At 72.7% G+C, this 17887-nt stretch carries 20 protein-coding genes and 1 pseudogene; 4 read left to right on the forward strand and 17 right to left on the reverse strand.

From position 1 onward, the window contains the following. A pseudogene (locus DKL51_RS35575) lies at positions 1-182 on the reverse strand (hypothetical protein); the annotation flags it as partial. Between the two features lie 238 nt (positions 183-420). Here DKL51_RS35575 and DKL51_RS06105 point away from each other — a divergent pair. Beyond that, entirely contained in the window at positions 421-717 is a 297-nt protein-coding gene (locus DKL51_RS06105; RefSeq protein WP_109943660.1) for an MTH1187 family thiamine-binding protein, read from the forward strand. Between the two features lie 120 nt (positions 718-837). After that, positions 838-2280 carry an NADP-dependent phosphogluconate dehydrogenase gene (gene gnd / locus DKL51_RS06110; RefSeq protein WP_109943661.1) on the forward strand — a complete coding sequence of 481 codons (1443 nt, stop codon included), beginning with the start codon at positions 838-840 and terminating at the stop codon, positions 2278-2280. Positions 2281-2283: 3 nt separating this feature from the next. Here gnd and DKL51_RS06115 read toward each other — a convergent pair whose 3' ends face one another. From DKL51_RS06115 to recO, 5 genes are all read right to left on the reverse strand, one after another. Beyond that, positions 2284-3051: a pirin family protein gene (locus tag DKL51_RS06115; protein ID WP_109943662.1), complete on the reverse strand. Its 768-nt coding sequence runs from the start codon at positions 3049-3051 to the stop codon at positions 2284-2286. Continuing rightward, positions 3048-3272 carry a thioredoxin reductase gene (locus tag DKL51_RS06120; RefSeq protein WP_109943663.1) on the reverse strand — a complete coding sequence of 75 codons (225 nt, stop codon included), beginning with the start codon at positions 3270-3272 and terminating at the stop codon, positions 3048-3050. The genes DKL51_RS06115 and DKL51_RS06120 overlap by 4 nt, the downstream gene beginning before the upstream one ends. A gap of 144 nt (positions 3273-3416) precedes the next feature. Continuing rightward, positions 3417-3602, reverse strand: a complete 186-nt coding sequence (locus DKL51_RS06125; protein WP_109943664.1) for a hypothetical protein — start codon at positions 3600-3602, stop codon at positions 3417-3419. 69 nt (positions 3603-3671) lie between these two features. Further along, entirely contained in the window at positions 3672-4472 is an 801-nt protein-coding gene (locus tag DKL51_RS06130) for an isoprenyl transferase (RefSeq protein WP_109943665.1), read from the reverse strand. Positions 4473-4480: 8 nt separating this feature from the next. Further along, positions 4481-5326, reverse strand: coding sequence for a DNA repair protein RecO (gene recO / locus DKL51_RS06135; RefSeq protein ID WP_109943666.1), 846 nt, complete (start codon positions 5324-5326; stop codon positions 4481-4483). Positions 5327-5428: 102 nt separating this feature from the next. Here recO and DKL51_RS06140 point away from each other — a divergent pair, with 102 nt between their 5' ends. Then, complete coding sequence (locus DKL51_RS06140; RefSeq protein ID WP_109943667.1) at positions 5429-6223, forward strand: DUF4097 family beta strand repeat-containing protein; 795 nt, start codon at positions 5429-5431, stop codon at positions 6221-6223. On the opposite strand, the gene DKL51_RS06145 is transcribed toward DKL51_RS06140, so the two are convergent. The 8 genes from DKL51_RS06145 to DKL51_RS06180 all read right to left on the reverse strand — a co-directional run bounded on the left by DKL51_RS06145 (position 6210) and on the right by DKL51_RS06180 (position 13688). Beyond that, the gene (locus DKL51_RS06145) at positions 6210-7397 is read right to left on the reverse strand and encodes an acyltransferase family protein (protein ID WP_109943668.1); all 1188 of its coding nucleotides are present in this window, start codon (positions 7395-7397) and stop codon (positions 6210-6212) included. The two genes, DKL51_RS06140 and DKL51_RS06145, sit on opposite strands and share 14 nt — an antisense overlap. A gap of 180 nt (positions 7398-7577) precedes the next feature. Beyond that, the gene (era, locus tag DKL51_RS06150; RefSeq protein WP_109943669.1) at positions 7578-8486 is read right to left on the reverse strand and encodes a GTPase Era; all 909 of its coding nucleotides are present in this window, start codon (positions 8484-8486) and stop codon (positions 7578-7580) included. After that, positions 8483-8869, reverse strand: a complete 387-nt coding sequence (locus DKL51_RS06155) for a cytidine deaminase-like protein (protein WP_109943670.1) — start codon at positions 8867-8869, stop codon at positions 8483-8485. Before DKL51_RS06155 ends, era begins: the two co-directional genes overlap by 4 nt. After that, positions 8862-10250 carry a hemolysin family protein gene (locus DKL51_RS06160; protein WP_109943671.1) on the reverse strand — a complete coding sequence of 463 codons (1389 nt, stop codon included), beginning with the start codon at positions 10248-10250 and terminating at the stop codon, positions 8862-8864. The genes DKL51_RS06155 and DKL51_RS06160 overlap by 8 nt, the downstream gene beginning before the upstream one ends. Next, positions 10250-10720 carry an rRNA maturation RNase YbeY gene (ybeY, locus tag DKL51_RS06165; protein WP_109943672.1) on the reverse strand — a complete coding sequence of 157 codons (471 nt, stop codon included), beginning with the start codon at positions 10718-10720 and terminating at the stop codon, positions 10250-10252. The genes DKL51_RS06160 and ybeY overlap by 1 nt, the downstream gene beginning before the upstream one ends. 18 nt (positions 10721-10738) lie before the next feature. After that, on the reverse strand, positions 10739-11797 hold the full coding sequence (locus DKL51_RS06170; RefSeq protein ID WP_109943673.1) for a PhoH family protein: 1059 nt from the start codon (positions 11795-11797) through the stop codon (positions 10739-10741). Between the two features lie 132 nt (positions 11798-11929). Continuing rightward, positions 11930-13306, reverse strand: coding sequence for a serine hydrolase domain-containing protein (locus DKL51_RS06175; protein ID WP_109943674.1), 1377 nt, complete (start codon positions 13304-13306; stop codon positions 11930-11932). Positions 13307-13337: 31 nt separating this feature from the next. Continuing rightward, positions 13338-13688, reverse strand: coding sequence for a histidine triad nucleotide-binding protein (locus DKL51_RS06180; protein ID WP_109943675.1), 351 nt, complete (start codon positions 13686-13688; stop codon positions 13338-13340). A gap of 69 nt (positions 13689-13757) precedes the next feature. On the opposite strand from DKL51_RS06180, the gene DKL51_RS06185 reads away from it, so the two are divergent. Then, positions 13758-14519 (forward strand): SDR family NAD(P)-dependent oxidoreductase, encoded by a 762-nt coding sequence (locus DKL51_RS06185; protein WP_109943683.1) that lies wholly within the window; start codon positions 13758-13760, stop codon positions 14517-14519. Between the two features lie 101 nt (positions 14520-14620). Here DKL51_RS06185 and DKL51_RS06190 read toward each other — a convergent pair whose 3' ends face one another. From DKL51_RS06190 to hrcA, 3 genes are all read right to left on the reverse strand, one after another. Then, positions 14621-15355 (reverse strand): 16S rRNA (uracil(1498)-N(3))-methyltransferase, encoded by a 735-nt coding sequence (locus DKL51_RS06190; protein ID WP_109943676.1) that lies wholly within the window; start codon positions 15353-15355, stop codon positions 14621-14623. 1 nt (position 15356) lies between these two features. Then, entirely contained in the window at positions 15357-16499 is a 1143-nt protein-coding gene (gene dnaJ / locus DKL51_RS06195; protein WP_185734723.1) for a molecular chaperone DnaJ, read from the reverse strand. A gap of 73 nt (positions 16500-16572) precedes the next feature. Beyond that, positions 16573-17595: a heat-inducible transcriptional repressor HrcA gene (gene hrcA / locus DKL51_RS06200; RefSeq protein ID WP_109943678.1), complete on the reverse strand. Its 1023-nt coding sequence runs from the start codon at positions 17593-17595 to the stop codon at positions 16573-16575. Positions 17596-17887 lie beyond the last annotated feature (292 nt).

The following is a 17887-nucleotide window of genomic DNA, read 5'->3' on the forward strand; positions in this document are numbered from 1 at the left end:
TCGCGGGCGGGTGGCGGACCGGCCTTCGGCGGGGACGGGGCCTCCGCCTGCGGGGCCGCCGGCAGGTCGACCGGCGCGGCCGGTGCCACCGTCAGGGCATCCAGATCCGGCGGGGTCAACTCCGCCAGGGAGGGCTTCGATGACGGCTTGCGGGACTTCTTCGGATTGCGCTTGGCGGGCATACGCTGCCTCCTGACTGTCGGGCGCCGGTGGCGCGACGAACGGGGAACGGGATGCCCCGGCGAGCCCGACCACGGAAGGCACCGCGACGGCGGCGGCGGAGGGGATGCGGACGCCCGGAGCACGGACCCACGGCGACGGCGGCGGGTCGGTTTCCAGAAAGGGCGTCAGATACGCATGTCGGCACGCTAACCGACGGCCGGGCCGCCCCGCACCCGAATTACTGGCACGATCGGCGGCATGCTGATCGCGTTCTCGATCACCCCGCTCGGCGTGGGTGAGTCCGTCGGTGACCAGGTCGCCGACGCCGTCCGGGTGGTCCGCGAGTCGGGGCTGCCCAACCGGACCGACGCCATGTTCACCACGGTGGAGGGTGAGTGGGACGAGGTGATGGCGGTGGTGAAGCGGGCCGTGGACACCGTCGCCGCCCAGGCGCCCCGGGTGAGTTTGGTGCTCAAGGCCGACATCCGCCCCGGGGTAACCGACGCGATGACCGCCAAGGTCGCGCACATCGAGGCCCGCCTCGCCGAGGGCTGACGCCGGGCCCCGGCACGCCGCGCCGCTCCCCGGTCACCCGGCGTCGATGTCCGGGCCCGCACCGCCGCCGACCGCGATACGGTCGCAGAACGGGCAGGCGGACGAGAGGTGGCGGTACGCATGGCACAGCGGGCGACGGCGCAGATCGGCGTGACCGGGCTGGCGGTGATGGGCCGCAACCTGGCGCGGAACCTGGCCCGCAACGGCTTCACCGTGGCCGTGCACAACCGCTCGCCGCAGCGCACCCGCAGCCTGATCGCCGAGCACGGCGACGAGGGCGCGTTCGTGCCCTCCGAGTCGCTCACCGACTTCGTCGCCTCCCTGGAACGACCCCGCGCGGTGATCATCATGGTCAAGGCCGGCGGCCCCACCGACGCGGTGATCGACGAACTGGTCCCGCTGCTGGAGGAGGGCGACATCGTCGTCGACTGCGGCAACGCGCACTTCGCCGACACCCGCCGCCGGGAGGAGGCGCTGCGCGGGCACGGGCTGCACTTCGTCGGCACCGGCGTCTCGGGCGGCGAGGAGGGCGCGCTGCACGGCCCCAGCATCATGCCCGGCGGTTCGGACGAGTCGTACGCCAAGCTCGGCCCGATCTTCGAAAAGATCGCCGCCCAGGTGGACGGCACCCCGTGCTGCCGGCACATCGGGCCGGACGGTGCCGGGCACTTCGTCAAGATGGTCCACAACGGCATCGAGTACGCCGACATGCAGCTCATCGCCGAGGCGTACGACCTGCTGCGGGCCGGGCTGTCGGCGAGCCCGGCGGAGATCGCGGAGATCTTCCGGGACTGGAACGGCGGCGAACTGGAGTCGTTCCTCATCGGGATCACCGCGGACGTGCTCGCGCACACCGACGCCGCCACCGGCCGGCCCTTCGTGGACGTGGTGCTCGACCAGGCCGAGCAGAAGGGCACCGGCCGCTGGACCGTGCAGAGCGCCCTCGACCTGGGCATCCCGATCACCGGCATCGCCGAGGCCACCTTCGCCCGGTCGCTCTCCGGCCACGCCGACCAGCGCGAGGCCGCCCGCCGGGCCTTCCCCGACGCCGGCGAGAAGTGGCAGGTCGACGACCGGGAGACCTTCGTCGAGGACGTCCGGCGCGCGCTGCTGTCGAGCAAGATCGTCGCGTACGCGCAGGGCTTCGACCACATCCGCGCCGGCAGCCGGGAGTACGACTGGAACATCGACCTCGGCGGCACCGCCACCATCTGGCGGGGCGGCTGCATCATCCGGGCCCGCTTCCTCGACCGGATCCGGGAGGCGTACGACGCCGAGCCGGAGCTGCCGACGCTGCTGGTGGCGCCGTGGTTCGCCGACGCGGTCAGCGCCGGGGTGCCGAGCTGGCGGCGGGTGGTGGCCGACGCGGCCCGGGCGGGGGTGCCAACCCCGGCGTTCTCGTCCTCGCTGGCGTACTTCGACGCGCTGCGCGCCGAGCGGCTGCCCGCCGCGCTGATCCAGGGCCTGCGGGACGACTTCGGCGCGCACACCTACCGCCGGGTGGACCGGGACGGCTCGTTCCACACGCTCTGGGCGGGTGACCTTTCCGAAGTGGAGGCGTGAGCCTCAGGCGAGGGTGGCGTGCATCTCCCAGACCAGGATTTCCGCCGGCTCGGTGGCGGCCACCCGCTGGCCGCCGGTCATGGTGATCCGGGCCGCGTCACCCTCACCGAGCGGTCCGGCACCCTCCAGCGTCACCGCGCCGCTCGGCACGTAGAGGTGCAGGAAGGGCGCGTCGGGGAGGTTCACCTCGTCGCCTCGGTCGAGCCGGGCGGCGTGCAGGGTGGCGTACCGGTTGCGGATCCGGATCGCCGACGCGCCGTCGTACCGCTCCATGCCGGAGGCGACCGGGACCAGGCCGCCGCGGAGCAGCTCGTCGCCGATCTCCAGCTGCTCGTAGCCGGGATCGACGCCCTCGGTGTCGGGCACGACCCACATCTGGACGAAGTGGACCGGATCGTGGTGCGGGGCGGTGTCGTTCAGCCGCCAGGAGTCGTTCTTCTCCGAGTGCAGGATGCCGGTGCCGGCACTCATCCGCTGGGCCAGGCCGGGATAGATGACACCTGAGTGGCCGGTGGAGTCCTGGTGCACCAGCGAGCCGCGCAGCACCCAGGTCACGATCTCCATGTCCTCGTGCGGGTGGGTCTCGAAGCCGGTGCCCGGGTGCACCACGTCGTCGTTGTTGACCAACAGCAGGCCATGGTGGGTGTTGGCCGGGTCGTAATGCCGGGAGAACGAGAACGAGTGCTTCGAGTCGAGCCAGGACAGCCGGGTCGCGAACCGGTCCTCCGCCCGGCGGATGTCCACCGCAGGCGTCGGCGCGATCGTCGTCACCAGGCACGCTGCCCGGTCTCGGTGGGAGCCCAGGTGAGCGCCGGTTCGCCGGTGGCGCCCAGCTCGGCGATCTCGCCGGAGCGGATGCTCGGCGTGTGCCCGAACTCGGCGCAGTGCTGCTCGGCGATCTCCGCGCAGATCTCGGCGACCTGCTCGCAGATCGGGCTGCCGAGGTCGGCGGCGTTCAGCGCCATGATCATCTTGTACCGGAGATCCCGCATGCCCACCCCCGTGGCGGGCGCGTCCGGGCGGCGCGCCCTGCGCCGATCGTACGCGCGGGCGCCCCGCCCTCCGGCCGGAAAGCCGGATGCGGGGCGCTCGCGGGAACGGTCAGTGCCGCGACGCTGCGGCACGGACCATCGACGTCACCAGAACCGACGGCGCTTGGCCTTCTGCGGCCGCAGCATGTCGGCGCCCTTGGTGAGCAGTCGGCTCACCCCGGACGGGCCACGACGGGCCTCCAGGGTGTGGCTGAGCCGGCGGGCGCCGGCCGCCGCCAGCGGCACGGCGACCGCCATGACCGCCCACTGGGCAATCCGCTTCTGAATCATGTGGGTTCACCTCCGCGATTGGCTGCTGTCCGGATTGGTACCCAGCGCGACGCGTCGGTAAGCGTGACCTCAGATCTGCGGAGCGACCGGGTTGGGCAGCGCCCCGCCGAAGCGGCGGTCCCGCTGGGCGTAGAGCTCGCAGGCGTACCAGAGGTGGCGGCGGTCGAAGTCCGGCCAGAGCGTGTCCAGGAAGACCAGCTCGGCGTACGCGCTCTGCCAGAGCAGGAAGTTGGAGGTGCGCTGCTCGCCGGAGGGGCGCAGGAAGAGGTCCACCTCGGGGACCTCCGGGTGGTAGAGGTACTTCGCGATGGTCTTCTCGTTGACCTTGCCCGGGTCGAGCCGCCCGGCGGCCACGTCGCGGGCGATCGCGGCGGTGGCGTCGGCGATCTCCGCCTGCCCGCCGTAGTTGACGCAGAACTGCAGGGTCAGCGTCGAGTTGCCCCGGGACATCTCCTCGGCGGTCTGCAGCTCGGAGATGACGCTCTTCCAGAGCCGCCCGGCCCGCCCCGACCAGACCACCCGGACGCCCAGGCCGACGAGCTGGTCCCGGCGGCGGCGGATGACGTCCCGGTTGAAGCCCATCAGGAAGCGCACCTCGTCCGGCGAGCGCCGCCAGTTCTCGGTGGAGAACGCGTACGCCGACAGGTAGGGGATGCCCAGCTCGATCGCGCCCTCGATGGTGTCGAAGAGGCTGTACTCCCCCTGCTCGTGACCCTTGGTCCGGGGCAGGCCGCGCTCCTTGGCCCACCGGCCGTTGCCGTCCATCACCACGGCGATGTGCTTCGGCAGCGCCTCGGCGGGCAGCGCCGGGGGCCGGGCACCCGACGGGTGCGGGGTCGGTGGCACCGGCTCACGCCGGCCGGACCTCATCGATCGGATCACTCGGTCTTCTCCCTGTTCACAGCGGCGTGCCCGGTCCCGTCTCCGACAGGCGGCGGCGGGACCGCGCCGGGCGCCGGGGCACCCCGGTCGACCAGCGGCAGCGAGCGTAGCGCGCGCTCCAGGTGCCACTGCAGGTGCGCCGCGACCAGGCCGCTGCACTCCCGGCGTACGCCCGCCTCGGTGGCGTCGGCCAGTACCCAGTCGCCGGTGGTCAGGGCGGACATCAGGTCGATGGTGGCCGGGGCGGGATGGGCCGCACCCGGGGGCCGGCAGTCGGGGCAGACCGCTCCCCCGGCGGGTACGGAGAACGCCCGGTGCCGCCCCGGGGTGCCGCAGACCGCGCAGGCGGTGAGCGCCGGCGCCCAGCCGGCCAGCGCCATCCCGCGCAGGAGGTACGCGTCGAGCACCAGCGTGGTGGCGTGCTCGCCCCGGGCGAGGGACTTCATCGCACCCAGGGTGAGTTGGAACAGCCGCAGCGACGGCTCGCGCTCGACCGGGGTGAGCCGTTCGGCGGTCTCGGCGATCGCGCTGGCCGCCGTGTAGCGGGGGTAGTCGCCGAGGAACCGCTTGCCGTACAGGTCGATTCCCTCGACCTGGCTGATGGTGTGCAGCGAGCTGCCCTGGTTGCCCTTGGGGTCGCCGGCCAACTGGAGGTCGACGTGGCCGAACGGCTCCAGCCGGGCGCCGAACTTGCTGGTGGTGCGCCGGATCCCCCGGGCCACCGCGCGCAGCCGCCCGTGCCGTCGGGTGAGCAGGGTGATGATCCGGTCGGACTCGCCGAGCTTCTGCACGCGCAGGACCACCGCGTCGTCGCGGTAGAGCTGTCGGCGGTACCCGGCCATCCGGTCATTCTCTCTCGGGGTGCGATCTCAGGGTCGGTTCGGGGTGGACGGGCGGTCGAACCCCGATGTGCGGCACCGCATGTCGGCCGTAGCGTGCTCGCCATGGCTCTGCACCGCACTGCTGTCGCCGCCCGGACGGGGGTCGCCGCCGGCGCGGCCGCCGCCCTGATCCTCCTCGCCGGGTGTGACACCCTGTCGTTCCGGCGGCTCGACTTCGACAACACCGAGAAGGTGAAGATCAGCCGGATCACCGTGCTGCCCGGCGCCGGCGACGTGGTGGTCCGGGCCGCCGGACAGAGCCCGGAGGTACGGGTCAAGCGGGTGCTGCGCTACCAGGGCGACCAGCCCGACGCGCGCTACGAGATCAAGGGCGACGAGCTGATCCTGGACACCGACTGCGGCCCCCGGTGCAGCATCTCCTACGAGGTGACCGCCCCGGAGGGGGTCGCGGTACGCGGCGAGACGGGCTCGGGCAACGTCGAGCTGACCCGGGTCGGCCCGGTGGAGATCCGGCTGGGCTCGGGCAACGTCACGGTGACCGGCGGGACCGGCTCGGTACGCGCGGTGACCGGCTCCGGCAACATCGAGGTGGCCGACGTCGCCGGCCCGGTCAACCTGCGGGCCTCCTCGGGCAACATCAGCGCCGCCGGCATCGGCGGTCAGGTGGACGCCGAGGCCAGCTCGGGCAACGTCACCGTGGAGCTGACCCGGCCGGCCTCCGCCCGCGCCCACGCCTCCAGCGGCGACGTGACGCTGATCGTACCGGCCGGCCCGTACCAGGTGCGGTCCCGCACCGGCTCCGGCGACGACCACGTGGAGGTGGCCAACGACCCCACCGCGTCGCTGGTGCTCGACGTGGGCACCGGGAGCGGGAACGTCACCCTCACCTCGCGCTGATCCGCTCGCCGCTCTCCTCGCGCGGCCTGCGCGGCGCGGGCACTCGGATCTCACCGGCCGCTCTCGACGGGTACCGGGCGTCGACGCCACCCCTCGATCCGACCCCGGCGGCGACCAGTTCCACCTCGACGCCGGCCGGGGCCGGACTCGCCGGGGCGCTGGCCGGAGTCCGGGGCGCTCCGCCCGGCAGCAGCTCCGGGGTGCGGCGGGCCGCCAGGTCCTCGACCCAGCCGATCAGCAGGGTGACCAGCCCCACCAGGGCGAAGACCAGCACCACCCGGATCGCCAGCCCGACCGGGTCCTGGTGCGACCAGCCGACCACGTCGACCAGCGGGGTGAGCGCCGCCACGAACGGCATGTGCCAGAGGTAGACGGTGAGCGCCCGCCGGTTGACCACGGTGACCGCGCGGCCGAGCACGGCGTTGCGGTCCACCCAGCCGGCAGCCGTCGGCGCCCGGCCGATGACGAGCAGGACGAACGCCGCCGACCAGAGGGCGTTGCCGAGGTGGATGTCGTTGAGGTCGTACCCGCGCTGGCCGGGGTGGGTGACGATCCAGGACATCCCGGCGGCGCCGAGGACCAACGCCGACGGCACCAGCACCCGGTTGGTGAGCCGGCGCAGCAGGCCGTCGTGGTGGGCGAAGCCGAGCAGCCAGGCGCCGAAGTAGAGGCCGAACTCGCGCAGGACGGTGGGCGCGTCCGGCAGGATGCCGAACTCGATCGCCGCGAGCAGGGCGTACGGGGCGAGGAGGGTGGGCAGCGGGGCCCGGCGGAAGAGCCAGAGGGCCACCGGCGAGGCGAGCACGAACCAGAGGTAGTCCCGCAGGTACCAGATGACGCTCAACGCCACCGCACCCCAGGCGTTGGCCGGCGGGTCGCTGACCGGGAAGAGCCAGAGCAGCACCTTCGGGGTCAGCGGCAGCCCGGTGAGCAGCATGGCCGGGACGAACACCGCGGCCATGACCCAGAGCGACGGCAGCAGGCGCCGCAGCCGGCGCAGCACCGCCGGCGCTCCGGTGCGGTCCAGCGAGGCCGCCATCAGCGAGCCGGCGAGCGCGAACATCACCGACATCGCGGGGAAGATCAGGGTCAGCGCCGCCCAACCGGTAACGTGGTAGACGACGACTCGAACGATGGCCAGGAAGCGGAGCAGGTCGAGGTATCGGTTTCGCATCAGCCTGCATCTATGTCGGGAGCAGCGAGCAGAAGCCTCCCTACCCTGCGATTCGACGGAGTGAAACGATCAACGGGCACGGGGAAAAGTGAAACTCCCCATATGCCCGACCGATCCTGAACATGCCGATCCAACGCCGCACCGCCGGCCCCACCCGGGAGCCGGCGGTGCGGTCGTACGTCAGAAACCCAGCTTGCGCAGCTGCTTCGGGTCGCGCTGCCAGTCCTTGGCGACGCGGACGTGCAGGTCGAGGTAGACCCGGGTGCCGAGCAGCTCCTCGATCTGCCGACGGGCGGTGATGCCGACCTCCTTGAGCCGGCTGGCCCGGTGACCGAGGACGATCGCCTTCTGGCTCGGCCGCTCGACGTAGAGGTCGGCGTAGATCTTCATGAGCTGACCCTCGGGGATCATCTCCTCGACGACCACCGCGATGGAGTGCGGCAGCTCGTCCCGGACCCCCTCCAGCGCCGCCTCCCGGATCAGCTCGGCGACCAGCACCTGCTCCGGGTCGTCGGTGAGCATGTCGTCCGGGTAGAGCTGGGGCGACTCCGGCAGGTAGCCGGTCATCACGTCGACCAGGGTGTCCACCTGGTGCCCGGAGACCGCGCTCACCGGCACCACGTCGGCGAACTCCCCCAGCTCGCTGACCGCCAGGAGCTGCTCGGCCAGCCGCCTCTTGTCCACCAGGTCGGTCTTCGTCACCACGGCCAGCACGGTCGCCTTGAGGTTGGCCAGCTCTCCGGTGATGAACCGGTCGCCCCGGCCGACCGGCTCGTTCGCCGGGATGCAGAGGCCGATCACGTCGACCTCGCTCCACGTCTCCCGGACCAGGTCGTTCAGACGCTCGCCGAGCAGCGTGCGGGGACGGTGCAGGCCCGGCGTGTCGACCAGGACGAGCTGCGAGTCCGGGCGGTGCAGCACCGCGCGGATGACGTGCCGGGTGGTCTGCGGCTTGTTCGAAGTGATCGCGATCTTGGTGCCGACGATCGCGTTGGTCAGGGTCGACTTGCCCGCGTTCGGCCGCCCCACGAAACAGGCGAACCCGGCCCGGTAGGGACGGGGCGCCTCGGGGTCCGGTACGCCGGTCATTCGACCACCGTGCCGAGGACGCTGCCGTCCGGCGCGGCCACGTGGATCGGCGCGTCGGCGGAGAGGTCGCGCACCGCGGCGTGCCCCGCGCCGTCCAGCGTCGACGCCTCGGTCACCACCAACGCGGCCTCCAGCCGCGTCGCGCCGGCGGCCACCGCCGAGGCGACCGCGAGCTGCAGCGCGGTCAGCGTCAGCGACGGCAGCGAGACGCTGGCCGCCGCGTACGTCCGGCCGTCCTGGTCGCGAACCGCCGCGCCCTCCACGGCGCCGACCCGGCCGCGCGCGCCCCGGGCCAGGATGACCAGCTTGCCGTCCTCGGCGCTCAGCTCGGCCGGATCGGACGGGGTGGGCCGGGCCGCGGGTACGGCGGGTGACTCAGGCATCGGCGGGTTGCCTCTCCTCGGAACGGTTGTGGTTGCCACGGGACTCGACGTGCTCGCCGCGCCCCGCGCTGTCGTGCACGTCGGTCGGCTCCATCCGGCTCACCAGCACGGTGTCGATCCGGTTGCGCCGACCGGTGGTGCCCTCGGCGATCAGCCGCAGCCCCGCCACCTCGGCCGCGGCCCCGGGGATCGGGACCCGACCGAGCGACTGGGCGAGCAGGCCGCCGACCGTCTCCACCTCGTCGGTGGGGAGTTCGGTGTCGAACAGCTCGCCCAGATTCTCCACCGGGAGGCGGGCGGTGACCCGTACGGCCCCGTCCGCCAAGCGCTCGACCGGCGGGCGTTCGACATCGTACTCGTCGGTGATCTCGCCGACGATCTCCTCCAGGATGTCCTCGATGGTGACCAGGCCGCCGGTGCCGCCGTACTCGTCGACGACGATGACCAGGTGGTTGCGGGCGGCCTGCATCTCCGAGAGCAGGTCGTCGACCGGCTTGGACTCGGGCACGAAGGTCGCCGACCGCATCAGCTCGGCCACCGGCAGCTGATCGGCCCGCGGGTCGCCGCCCTGCGTACGCCGGATCAGGTCCTTGAGGTAGAGCACGCCGAGCACGTCGTCGACGTTCTCCCCGATCACCGGGATGCGGGAGAAGCCGGAGCGGAGGAAGAGCGCCAGCGCCTGGGAGAGGGTCTTGCTCTCCTCTATCCACACCATCTCGGTACGCGGCACCATCACCTCGCGGGCGATGGTCTCGCCGAGGGCGAAGACCGAGTGGATCATCTGCCGCTCGCCGTGCTCCACCACGCCGCGCTGCTCGGCCAGGTCGACCAGCTCCCGCAGCTCCACCTGGCTGGCGAACGGTCCCTCCCGGAAGCCGCGCCCCGGGGTGACCGCGTTGCCGATCAGGATCAGCAGCGAGGCGAGCGGATTGAGCGCCCGGCCCAGCCAGCGCACCAGCGGGGCGACCGCCCGGCCGACCGCGTACGCGTGCTGCCGGCCGATGGTGCGGGGCGCGACGCCGACCACGACGAAGCTCACCACGGTCATCGCACCGGCGGTGACCAGTGCGGCCCGCCAGCCGGCGCCGAAGGTGTCCACCGCGACCAGGGCGACCAGGGTGGTGGCGGTCAACTCGGCCAGCAGCCGGAGCAGAAGCAGCAGATTGAGATGGCGGACGACGTCACCGGCGACGGCCTGCAGGGCCCGCGCGCCGCGTGCGCCGTCCCGGGCCAGCTCGGCGGCCCGGGCCGGGGAGACCGCGGCGAGCGCCGCCTCGGTCATCGCGATCAGGCCGGCGAGCACCACCAGCCCGGCCGCGAAGGCTATGAGCTGGAGGTCGGGCAGTCCGGCGGTGGCGGCGCCCGCCGCCAGGGTGGTCATCACCGGGTCCGCGTCGACCGCCAGCTGGCCAGCAGTCGTGCCTGGAGCGCGAACATCTCCCGCTCCTCCTCCGGCTCGGCGTGGTCGTACCCGAGCAGGTGCAGCACCCCGTGCACGGTGAGCAGGTGCAGCTCGTCCGCGGTGGAGTGGCCGGCGGTGGCCGCCTGCTTGGCCGCCACCTCCGGGCAGAGCACGATGTCGCCGAGCAGGGCCGGCTCGCCGCCGGCCGGGCTCTCACCCGGACCGTGGTCGACGCTGCCCTCGTCCATGGGGAAGGCGAGCACGTCGGTCGGCCCGTCGCCGCCCATCCAGCGGTGGTTCAGCTCGGACATGTAGTCGATGTCGACCAGCAGCACGGAGAGCTCGGCGAGGGGGTTGACCCCCATCTCGTCGAGGGCGTGCCGGGCGACGGCGAGCACGGCGTCGGTGTCGACCTCGACACCGGACTCGTTGGCGATCTCGATGGACAACTGTCTTCCCTTGATGGATTAGCGGCGCCGGCCGGCCCGGCCGCCCTGGGCGGTCCGCCCCGGCACGGCGTGCACGCTCTGCGCCTGCTGGTTCTCCCGCTCGGCGTCCCAGCGGGCGTACGCGTCGACGATGTCGCCCACCAGCTTGTGGCGGACCACGTCGGAGCTGGAGAGCTGGGCGAAGTGGACGTCCTCGACGTTGCTGAGGATGTCCCGGACCACCCGCAGGCCGCTGGTCGTGCCGCCGGGGAGGTCCACCTGGGTGACGTCACCGGTGACCACGATCTTGGAACTGAAGCCGAGCCGGGTGAGGAACATCTTCATCTGCTCGGGCGTCGTGTTCTGCGCCTCGTCGAGGATGATGAACGCGTCGTTGAGGGTGCGGCCCCGCATGTACGCCAGCGGCGCCACCTCGATCGTGCCGGCGGCCATCAGCTTCGGGATGGACTCCGGGTCGAGCATGTCGTGCAGCGCGTCGTACAGCGGGCGCAGGTACGGGTCGATCTTCTCGTTCAGCGTGCCGGGCAGGAAGCCCAGCCGCTCCCCCGCCTCGACCGCGGGCCGGGTGAGGATGATCCGGTTGACCTGCTTGGCCTGGAGGGCCTGGACGGCCTTCGCCATGGCCAGGTAGGTCTTACCGGTACCGGCGGGACCGATGCCGAAGACGATGGTGTGCGCGTCGATCGCGTCGACGTAGCGCTTCTGCCCGAGCGTCTTGGGACGGATGGTGCGGCCGCGCCGGGAGAGGATGTTGAGCGTCAGGACCTCGGCGGGCCGCTCGGCGCTGCCCTGCTCGAGCATGCCGACGGTACGCCGGACGGCGTCAGTGGTCAGGGTCTCGCCTTTCTCGATGAGTTCGAGCAGCTCACTGAAGAGGCGCTCGGCGAGGGCGTTGTCCGCGGGGGCGCCGGTGATGGTGATCTCGTTGCCACGCACGTGGACGTCACTGTTGACCGAGCGTTCGACGAGTCGCAGGATCTCGTCGCCCGCGCCGAGCAGGTTGACCATGATCTTCGAGTCGGGGACCGTGATCCTGGTCTGCACCCGGGGCGGGCCGGGAGGTGGGGTGCCGGTCATAGGTCGGGCCGTCGGGCCCTGCGCCACCTGCTTCCGATCTCGGCGCCGGCCCTGCTGGCGCGGCGTACGGACGTTCTACCCATCGTATCGGGTCAACACCACACGCACCTCGCCCATTTCCGGCGCACGGGATCAACTGCCGGTGCGGAAGTCGTACCCGTCAAAGGTCTCCTGGGCCCGGGTGAACCGGTAGGTCGCCCAGTGCATCCGGACCACCACACCGCGCTCGTCTCGGGTCAGCCGGAGCAGCTCACCGACCTCGCGGCCGGCCACCGTCCGGAACACGTCCGGGCGGTCCGGCAGCGGGGCGAAGACCGCCGGCGGCTTGCCGGCCGGATCGTCCGCGCCCCGGGCCCGCAGCGTCCCGCCGTGCCAGGAGAAGACGTACTCGAAACCCTCGCCCCACCACCGTCCGAGCACCCCGCGCAGCTGATCGGGGGCCGGCGCGCCGGGCCGCCACGGCTCGATGTCGGCCGGGTCCTGTTCCGCGGACGCCGCGAGCAGCCGGTGCGGCAGGTCGAAGACCTCCACCCCGGTGCCCGAGGAGCCGAGCACCGCGCAGCCCATCGCGCCCGCGGTGCCGTCACCGCCACGCCGGCCGTACACGGCGGCCAGGAAACCGGGCATGGCCCCGTCGTGCCCCACGTGCATCACCCGCTGCGGCTGCGGCACCAGGATCACGCCGAGCCCGAAGCCACCGGCCCAGAGCGTCTCGTCGGTGGTGGTGAGCGGCCACCGCATCTCGTCGAGGGTGGCCGGGGCGAGCACCGCGCCGGCCGGGTCGAGCGCCGCCGGGTCGGCCAGGAAGGCGGCCCAGCGGGCCATGTCGGTGGCGGTGCTCCAGAGCTGCGCGGCCGGGGCCACCGCCCCGAAGTCGGTCGGCGGCTCCGGGTGCGCCTCGTCGGAGTACGCGTCGACCAGGAAGCCGGTGGCCGCTCGCTCCCCCGGCGTCGGGCCGGTGGCGGTGAGCCCCAGTGGGGCGAGCACCCGCTCGGCCAGCACCTCCGCCCAGGTCCCGCCGCGCAGCCGGCCGACCAGCTCACCGAGGAGCGCCATGCCGAGGTTGGAGTAGTGGTAGCGCCGGCCGGTCGGCAGCACCCGCTCGGCCCGGGCCAGGTCGGCGATCAGCTCGTCGACGCCGGGCGCGCGCAGGCTGTCCCACACGTCGCCGTACGGCTCGCGCTGCAGGCCGGCGGTGTGCGACAGCAGCCGGCGTACGGTCAGCTCGCCGTGTGCCGGCAGGTCGAGATGCCGCCCGATCGGGTCGTCCAGGTCGAGCAGGCCGTCGTCGCGGCACTGCATGATCAGCACCGAGGTGAAGGTCTTGGTGACCGAGCCGATCCGGAACACGGTCTCCGGGCCGAGCGGGCTGTCGTTGCCGGTGTCGCCCACCGTGCACGTCCAGAGCGGCCGGTCCGCCCGGTGCAGGGCCGCCGAGACCGCCGGCACCCGACCCTGCGCCTGCACCTGCCGCACCATCCGGCCCAGCCGGTCGTTCACCGTGATCATGGGAGCAGTGTAGGGAGCGGCGGGCCGACCGTCAGCGGCAGAGCATCGGCCCGAGCGGGGCACCGCCGAAGACGTGCGCATGCACGTGGAAGACCTCCTGGCCGGCGTTCGGGCCGGTGTTGAACATCAGCCGGAAGCCGTCGGCGAGCAGTCCCTCGTCCTCGGCCACCACGGCGGCGGCGGCCAGCACCTCGCCGGCCAGGCCCGGGTCGCCCTGGGCGAGGGTGGCCACGTCCGCGTAGTGCTCCTTCGGGATGACCAGCACGTGGGTGGGCGCCTTGGGGTCGATGTCCCGGAAGGCGAGGGTGGTGGCGGTCTCCCGCACGATGGTGGCCGGGATCTCCCCGGCGACGATCCGGCAGAACAGGCAGTCGGTGTCCATCCGGGCATGCTAAGCGCTCGACCGGACCGCGCCGTGCCTGGTCGGGCCGTACCGGGCATGATGTCCGGCGTGACTTCTCGGGCGGTACTGGTGACAGGGGCCTCCCGCGGCATCGGCCGCGCGGTGGCGAGGGCGTTCGCGGCGGGCGGGGACCGGGTGGCGATCCACCACCGGAACTCGGCCGAGCTGGCCGAACGGCTCCGCGACGAGCTGCCTGGCGACGGGCACGTGGTGGTCCGCGCCGACCTGGCCGACCCGGACGCGGTCCGCGCGATGGTCGACGAGGCGGCGGAGCGGCTCGGCGGGCTGGACGTACTGGTCAACAACGCGGGCGTCTACGGCCCGCGGGACCTGCCGCACCCGGTCTTCGGCAACACGTACGAGCAGTGGCGCGAGCAGTGGCGGCTGGTGCTGGAGACCAACCTGACCGGGGCGGCGAACGTCACCTGGTGCGCCGCCCAGCACATGCGCGAGCGGGGCGGCCGGATCGTCAACGTCTCCTCGCGGGGCGCCTTCCGGGGCGAGCCGGAGCAGCCCGCGTACGGCGCCAGCAAGGCCGGGTTGAACGCCCTCGGGCAGTCGTTGGCGCTGGCCCTCGCCCCGTACGGCATCGCGGTGGCGACCGTCGCGCCCGGCTTCGTCGAGACGGACATGACCACCACGCACCTCACCGGCGAGCGGGGCGACGCGATCCGCGCCCAGAGCCCGTTCAACCGGGTGGCCCGCCCTGAGGAGATCGCCGCCGCGGTGCACTGGCTCGCCAGCCCCGAAGCGGAGTGGGCCTCCGGCACCATCGTCGACCTGAACGGCGCCTCCTACCTCCGCACCTGACCCGGCCAACCTCCGCGATCTTGCAGTTTCGGTGACCCTTTCCACCCGCTTTGCGGCTTACGCGGCCACCACAACCGCAAGATCGCGCGCAGGGGGCGGGGTTACCAGCGAGCGAGGCGCGTGGAGAGGACGCTCAGGGCGGCTACGCCGGCGGTGGAGGTGCGCAGGACCGAGGGGCCGAGGCGGACGGTGCGGGCGCCGGCCTCACGGAAGGCGGAGAGCTCGGGCTGGGCGATGCCGCCCTCCGGGCCGACCACCAGCACGATCTCGCCCGTGACCGGCAGTTCGGCGGTGGTGAGCCGCTCCTCCGCCTCCTCGTGCAGCACGAACGCCGCAGCCGCGCCGGCGATCCGCCGGACCACGGTCTGCGTCGACTCGTCCGGCGACCCGGCCACCACCGGCAGCCAGGCCCGGCGGGCCTGCTTGGCCGCCTCCCGGGCGGTCGCCGCCCACTTCTCCCGAGCCCGTACGCCCCGGTCACCGCGCCACTGCACCACCGAACGGGCCGCCGCCCAGGGGACGATCTCGTCCACCCCGACCTCGGTCATCGCCTGCACGGCCAGCTCACCCCGGTCACCCTTGGCGATGCCCTGCACCACCACGAGCCGGGGAACGGACGCGTCGACGTACCCCCGGGAGGTGACCTCCACGTCGAGCGTGCCCTTGCCGACGGCCGTGACCACGGCGGTGGCCGTGCCGCCATGGCCGTCGGCGAGGAGCATTTCCTCCCCGACGCGCAGCCGCTGCACGGTCGCGGCGTGGTGCCCCTCCGGGCCGTCCAGCGTCAGCGTGTCACCGGTCGGCAGCGCCTCGACCAGGAACAGCGGCGCCGACACCTCAGGCGTGCCCGTTGAAGGCGTCGCGCATCCGGGAGAAGAAGCCGCCCTGCTTGGTCAGTTCGGCAACCTCCTCGCCCCGGGTCTTGGCGAAGTCGCGCAGCATCCGCTCCTGGTCGGCGTCGAGCTTGGTCGGGGTCCGCACATCCAGGTGGACGTAGAGGTCGCCCCGGCCGGTGCCACGCAGGTGCGGTACGCCCCGGGCGCGCAGCCGCAGCGTGCTGCCCGGCTGGGTGCCTGCCTTGACGTCCACCGTCTCCTCGCTGTCGAGGGTCTTGATGGTCAGCCGGGTGCCCAGCGCGGCGGCGGTCATCGGCACGGTGACCCGGCAGTGCAGGTCGTCGCCCTTGCGGGAGTAGACGTCGTGCGGCCGCTCGTGGATCTCCACATAGAGGTCGCCCGCGGTGCCGCCGCCGGGGCCGACCTCGCCCTGCTGGGCCAGCCGGATCCGCATGCCGTCCTCGACGCCGGCCGGGATCTTCACGGTCAGCGAGCGGCGGGTCCGCACCCGGCCGTCGCCGGCACAGGTCGGGCAGGGGTGCGGGATGGTGGTGCCGTAGCCCTGGCAGACCGTGCACGGCCGGGCGGAGACCACCTGGCCGAGGAAGGTCCGCTGCACCGACTGCACCTCGCCCCGGCCGCCGCACGCTTCGCAGGTGGCCAGGTGGGTGCCGGGCGCGGTGCCGGCACCGGAACAGGTGGTGCAGAGCACCGCGGTGTCGACGGTGATCGGTGCCTCGACGCCGAACGCGGTCTCGTGCAGGTCCAGCTCCAGCCGCAGGATCGCGTCCGCGCCGGGCCGGGTACGCGGCCGGGGACCCCGGCCGGCGCCGGCGGCGCCGCCGAAGAACGCGTCCATGATGTCCTGGAAACCGACGAACGGGCCGGCCCCGCCCGGGCCACCCGGGCCGGCGCCGCCGCCACCGGGCGCGAGCGGATCGCCGCCCAGGTCGACGATCTGCCGTTTCCGGTCGTCCGAGAGGACCTCGTACGCGGCGTTGATGTCCTTGAACTTCTCCTGTGCCTCCGGGTCCGGATTCACATCCGGGTGGAACTGTCGCGCCAGCTTCCGGTAGGCGCGCTTGATCTCGTCATCGGAGGCCTCCCGGCTCACACCGAGAATGCCGTAGTAGTCCCTGGCCACTGCGTTCCGTGTCCTCATGTTCGTCTCGCGTTGCGCCGGTCGGCGGCCGCAGCCGGCCGTCGGCCCTGACTGGTCAGTTCTGGGCCAGCAGCTCGCCCACGTAGCGTGCCACGGCCCTCACCGTGGCGATGGTGCCGGGGTAGTCCATCCGGGTGGGCCCGAGGACGCCGAGACCGCCGACCATGGTCGAGCCCGGGCCGTACCCGGTGCTGACCACGGAGGCGGCGCGGAGGTTGTCGAATTCGTTCTCGTCGCCGATCAGCACCCGGGTCGTGCTCGGCTCGGCCTCGCCGATGAGCTTCAGCAGCACCACCTGCTCCTCGAGCGCCTCGAGAATGGGCCGCAGCGAACCCTGGAAGTCGAGCAAACCGCCCCGGGTCAGGTTGGCGGTGCCGGCCAGCGCGATGCGCTCCTCGTGCCGCTCCACCAGCGTCTCCAGCAGCACGCTGGAGAGCGTGGTCATCGCCGGCCGCAGCTGCGGTGACGACTCCTCGACCAGGGCCTGGACCAGCGGCGGGGTCTCCGACAGCCGGGTACCGACCAGCTTCTCGTTGACCAGCCGGCGCAGGTCGGTGACGTCGTCGACGGGGATCGGCCCGGGCAGCTCGACCAGCCGCTGCTCCACCCGCCCGGTGTCGGCGATCATGACCAGCATCAGCCGGGTCGTGGAGATCGGGACCAGCTCCAGGTGGCGGACCTGGGATCGCTGCAGGCTCGGGTACTGCACGACGGCGACCTGCCGGGTGAGCTGGGCCAGCAGCCGGACCGTGCGGTGCACCACATCGTCGAGGTCGACGGCGCCCACCAGGAAGCGCTCGATCGCCCGGCGCTCGGCCGGACTGAGCGGCTTGACCCGGGAGAGCCGGTCGACGAAGAGCCGGTAGCCGCGGTCGGTAGGCACCCGCCCGGCGCTCGTGTGCGGCTGCCGGATGTAGCCCTCCTCCTCCAGCACCGCCATGTCGTTGCGCACGGTCGCCGGCGAGACACCCAACTGGTGCCGCTCGACCAGGGCCTTGCTCCCCACCGGTTCCTGCGTGGCGACGTAGTCCTCGACGATCGCGCGCAGCACCGCGAGCTTGCGGTCGTCGAGACCCATCTCCCACCTCCTGACGCACCTGGACCCGCCGGCGCGCGGCGCCGGCCGGGCGTCTGGCACTCGACTGTAGCGAGTGCCAGTCTACGTCGGTGCGGCCACCGACGCGATGATCAAGACAGACCCGGCCGGCTGCCCGATGGGCCCGATCGTCCGGTCAACCCGACCAGTCTCGCTCTGTCCGCCCTTGCCGAAGACCCCTACCGTGACGTTCATGACTGAACCACCTCGCCCTCCCGGAGCGGGGGACCCCGGCGCCCAGCCGCCGAACCCCACCCCGCCCTCGGCACCCTTC

The organism is Micromonospora globispora (genome assembly GCF_003857015.1).
In the GTDB taxonomy this organism is placed as follows: domain Bacteria; phylum Actinomycetota; class Actinomycetes; order Mycobacteriales; family Micromonosporaceae; genus Micromonospora; species Micromonospora globispora.

Coding starts and splice junctions, on each gene's coding strand:
- DKL51_RS06105 (WP_109943660.1), top strand. CDS start 421: ATGCTGATCGCGTTCTCGATCACCCCGCTCGGCGTGGGTGAGTCCGTC.
- gnd (WP_109943661.1), top strand. CDS start 838: ATGGCACAGCGGGCGACGGCGCAGATCGGCGTGACCGGGCTGGCGGTG.
- DKL51_RS06120 (WP_109943663.1), bottom strand. CDS start 3,272: ATGCGGGATCTCCGGTACAAGATGATCATGGCGCTGAACGCCGCCGAC.
- DKL51_RS06125 (WP_109943664.1), bottom strand. CDS start 3,602: ATGATTCAGAAGCGGATTGCCCAGTGGGCGGTCATGGCGGTCGCCGTG.
- DKL51_RS06130 (WP_109943665.1), bottom strand. CDS start 4,472: ATGAGGTCCGGCCGGCGTGAGCCGGTGCCACCGACCCCGCACCCGTCG.
- recO (WP_109943666.1), bottom strand. CDS start 5,326: ATGGCCGGGTACCGCCGACAGCTCTACCGCGACGACGCGGTGGTCCTG.
- DKL51_RS06140 (WP_109943667.1), top strand. CDS start 5,429: ATGGCTCTGCACCGCACTGCTGTCGCCGCCCGGACGGGGGTCGCCGCC.
- DKL51_RS06145 (WP_109943668.1), bottom strand. CDS start 7,397: ATGCGAAACCGATACCTCGACCTGCTCCGCTTCCTGGCCATCGTTCGA.
- era (WP_109943669.1), bottom strand. CDS start 8,486: ATGACCGGCGTACCGGACCCCGAGGCGCCCCGTCCCTACCGGGCCGGG.
- DKL51_RS06155 (WP_109943670.1), bottom strand. CDS start 8,869: ATGCCTGAGTCACCCGCCGTACCCGCGGCCCGGCCCACCCCGTCCGAT.
- DKL51_RS06160 (WP_109943671.1), bottom strand. CDS start 10,250: ATGACCACCCTGGCGGCGGGCGCCGCCACCGCCGGACTGCCCGACCTC.
- DKL51_RS06170 (WP_109943673.1), bottom strand. CDS start 11,797: ATGACCGGCACCCCACCTCCCGGCCCGCCCCGGGTGCAGACCAGGATC.
- DKL51_RS06175 (WP_109943674.1), bottom strand. CDS start 13,306: ATGATCACGGTGAACGACCGGCTGGGCCGGATGGTGCGGCAGGTGCAG.
- DKL51_RS06180 (WP_109943675.1), bottom strand. CDS start 13,688: ATGGACACCGACTGCCTGTTCTGCCGGATCGTCGCCGGGGAGATCCCG.
- hrcA (WP_109943678.1), bottom strand. CDS start 17,595: ATGGGTCTCGACGACCGCAAGCTCGCGGTGCTGCGCGCGATCGTCGAG.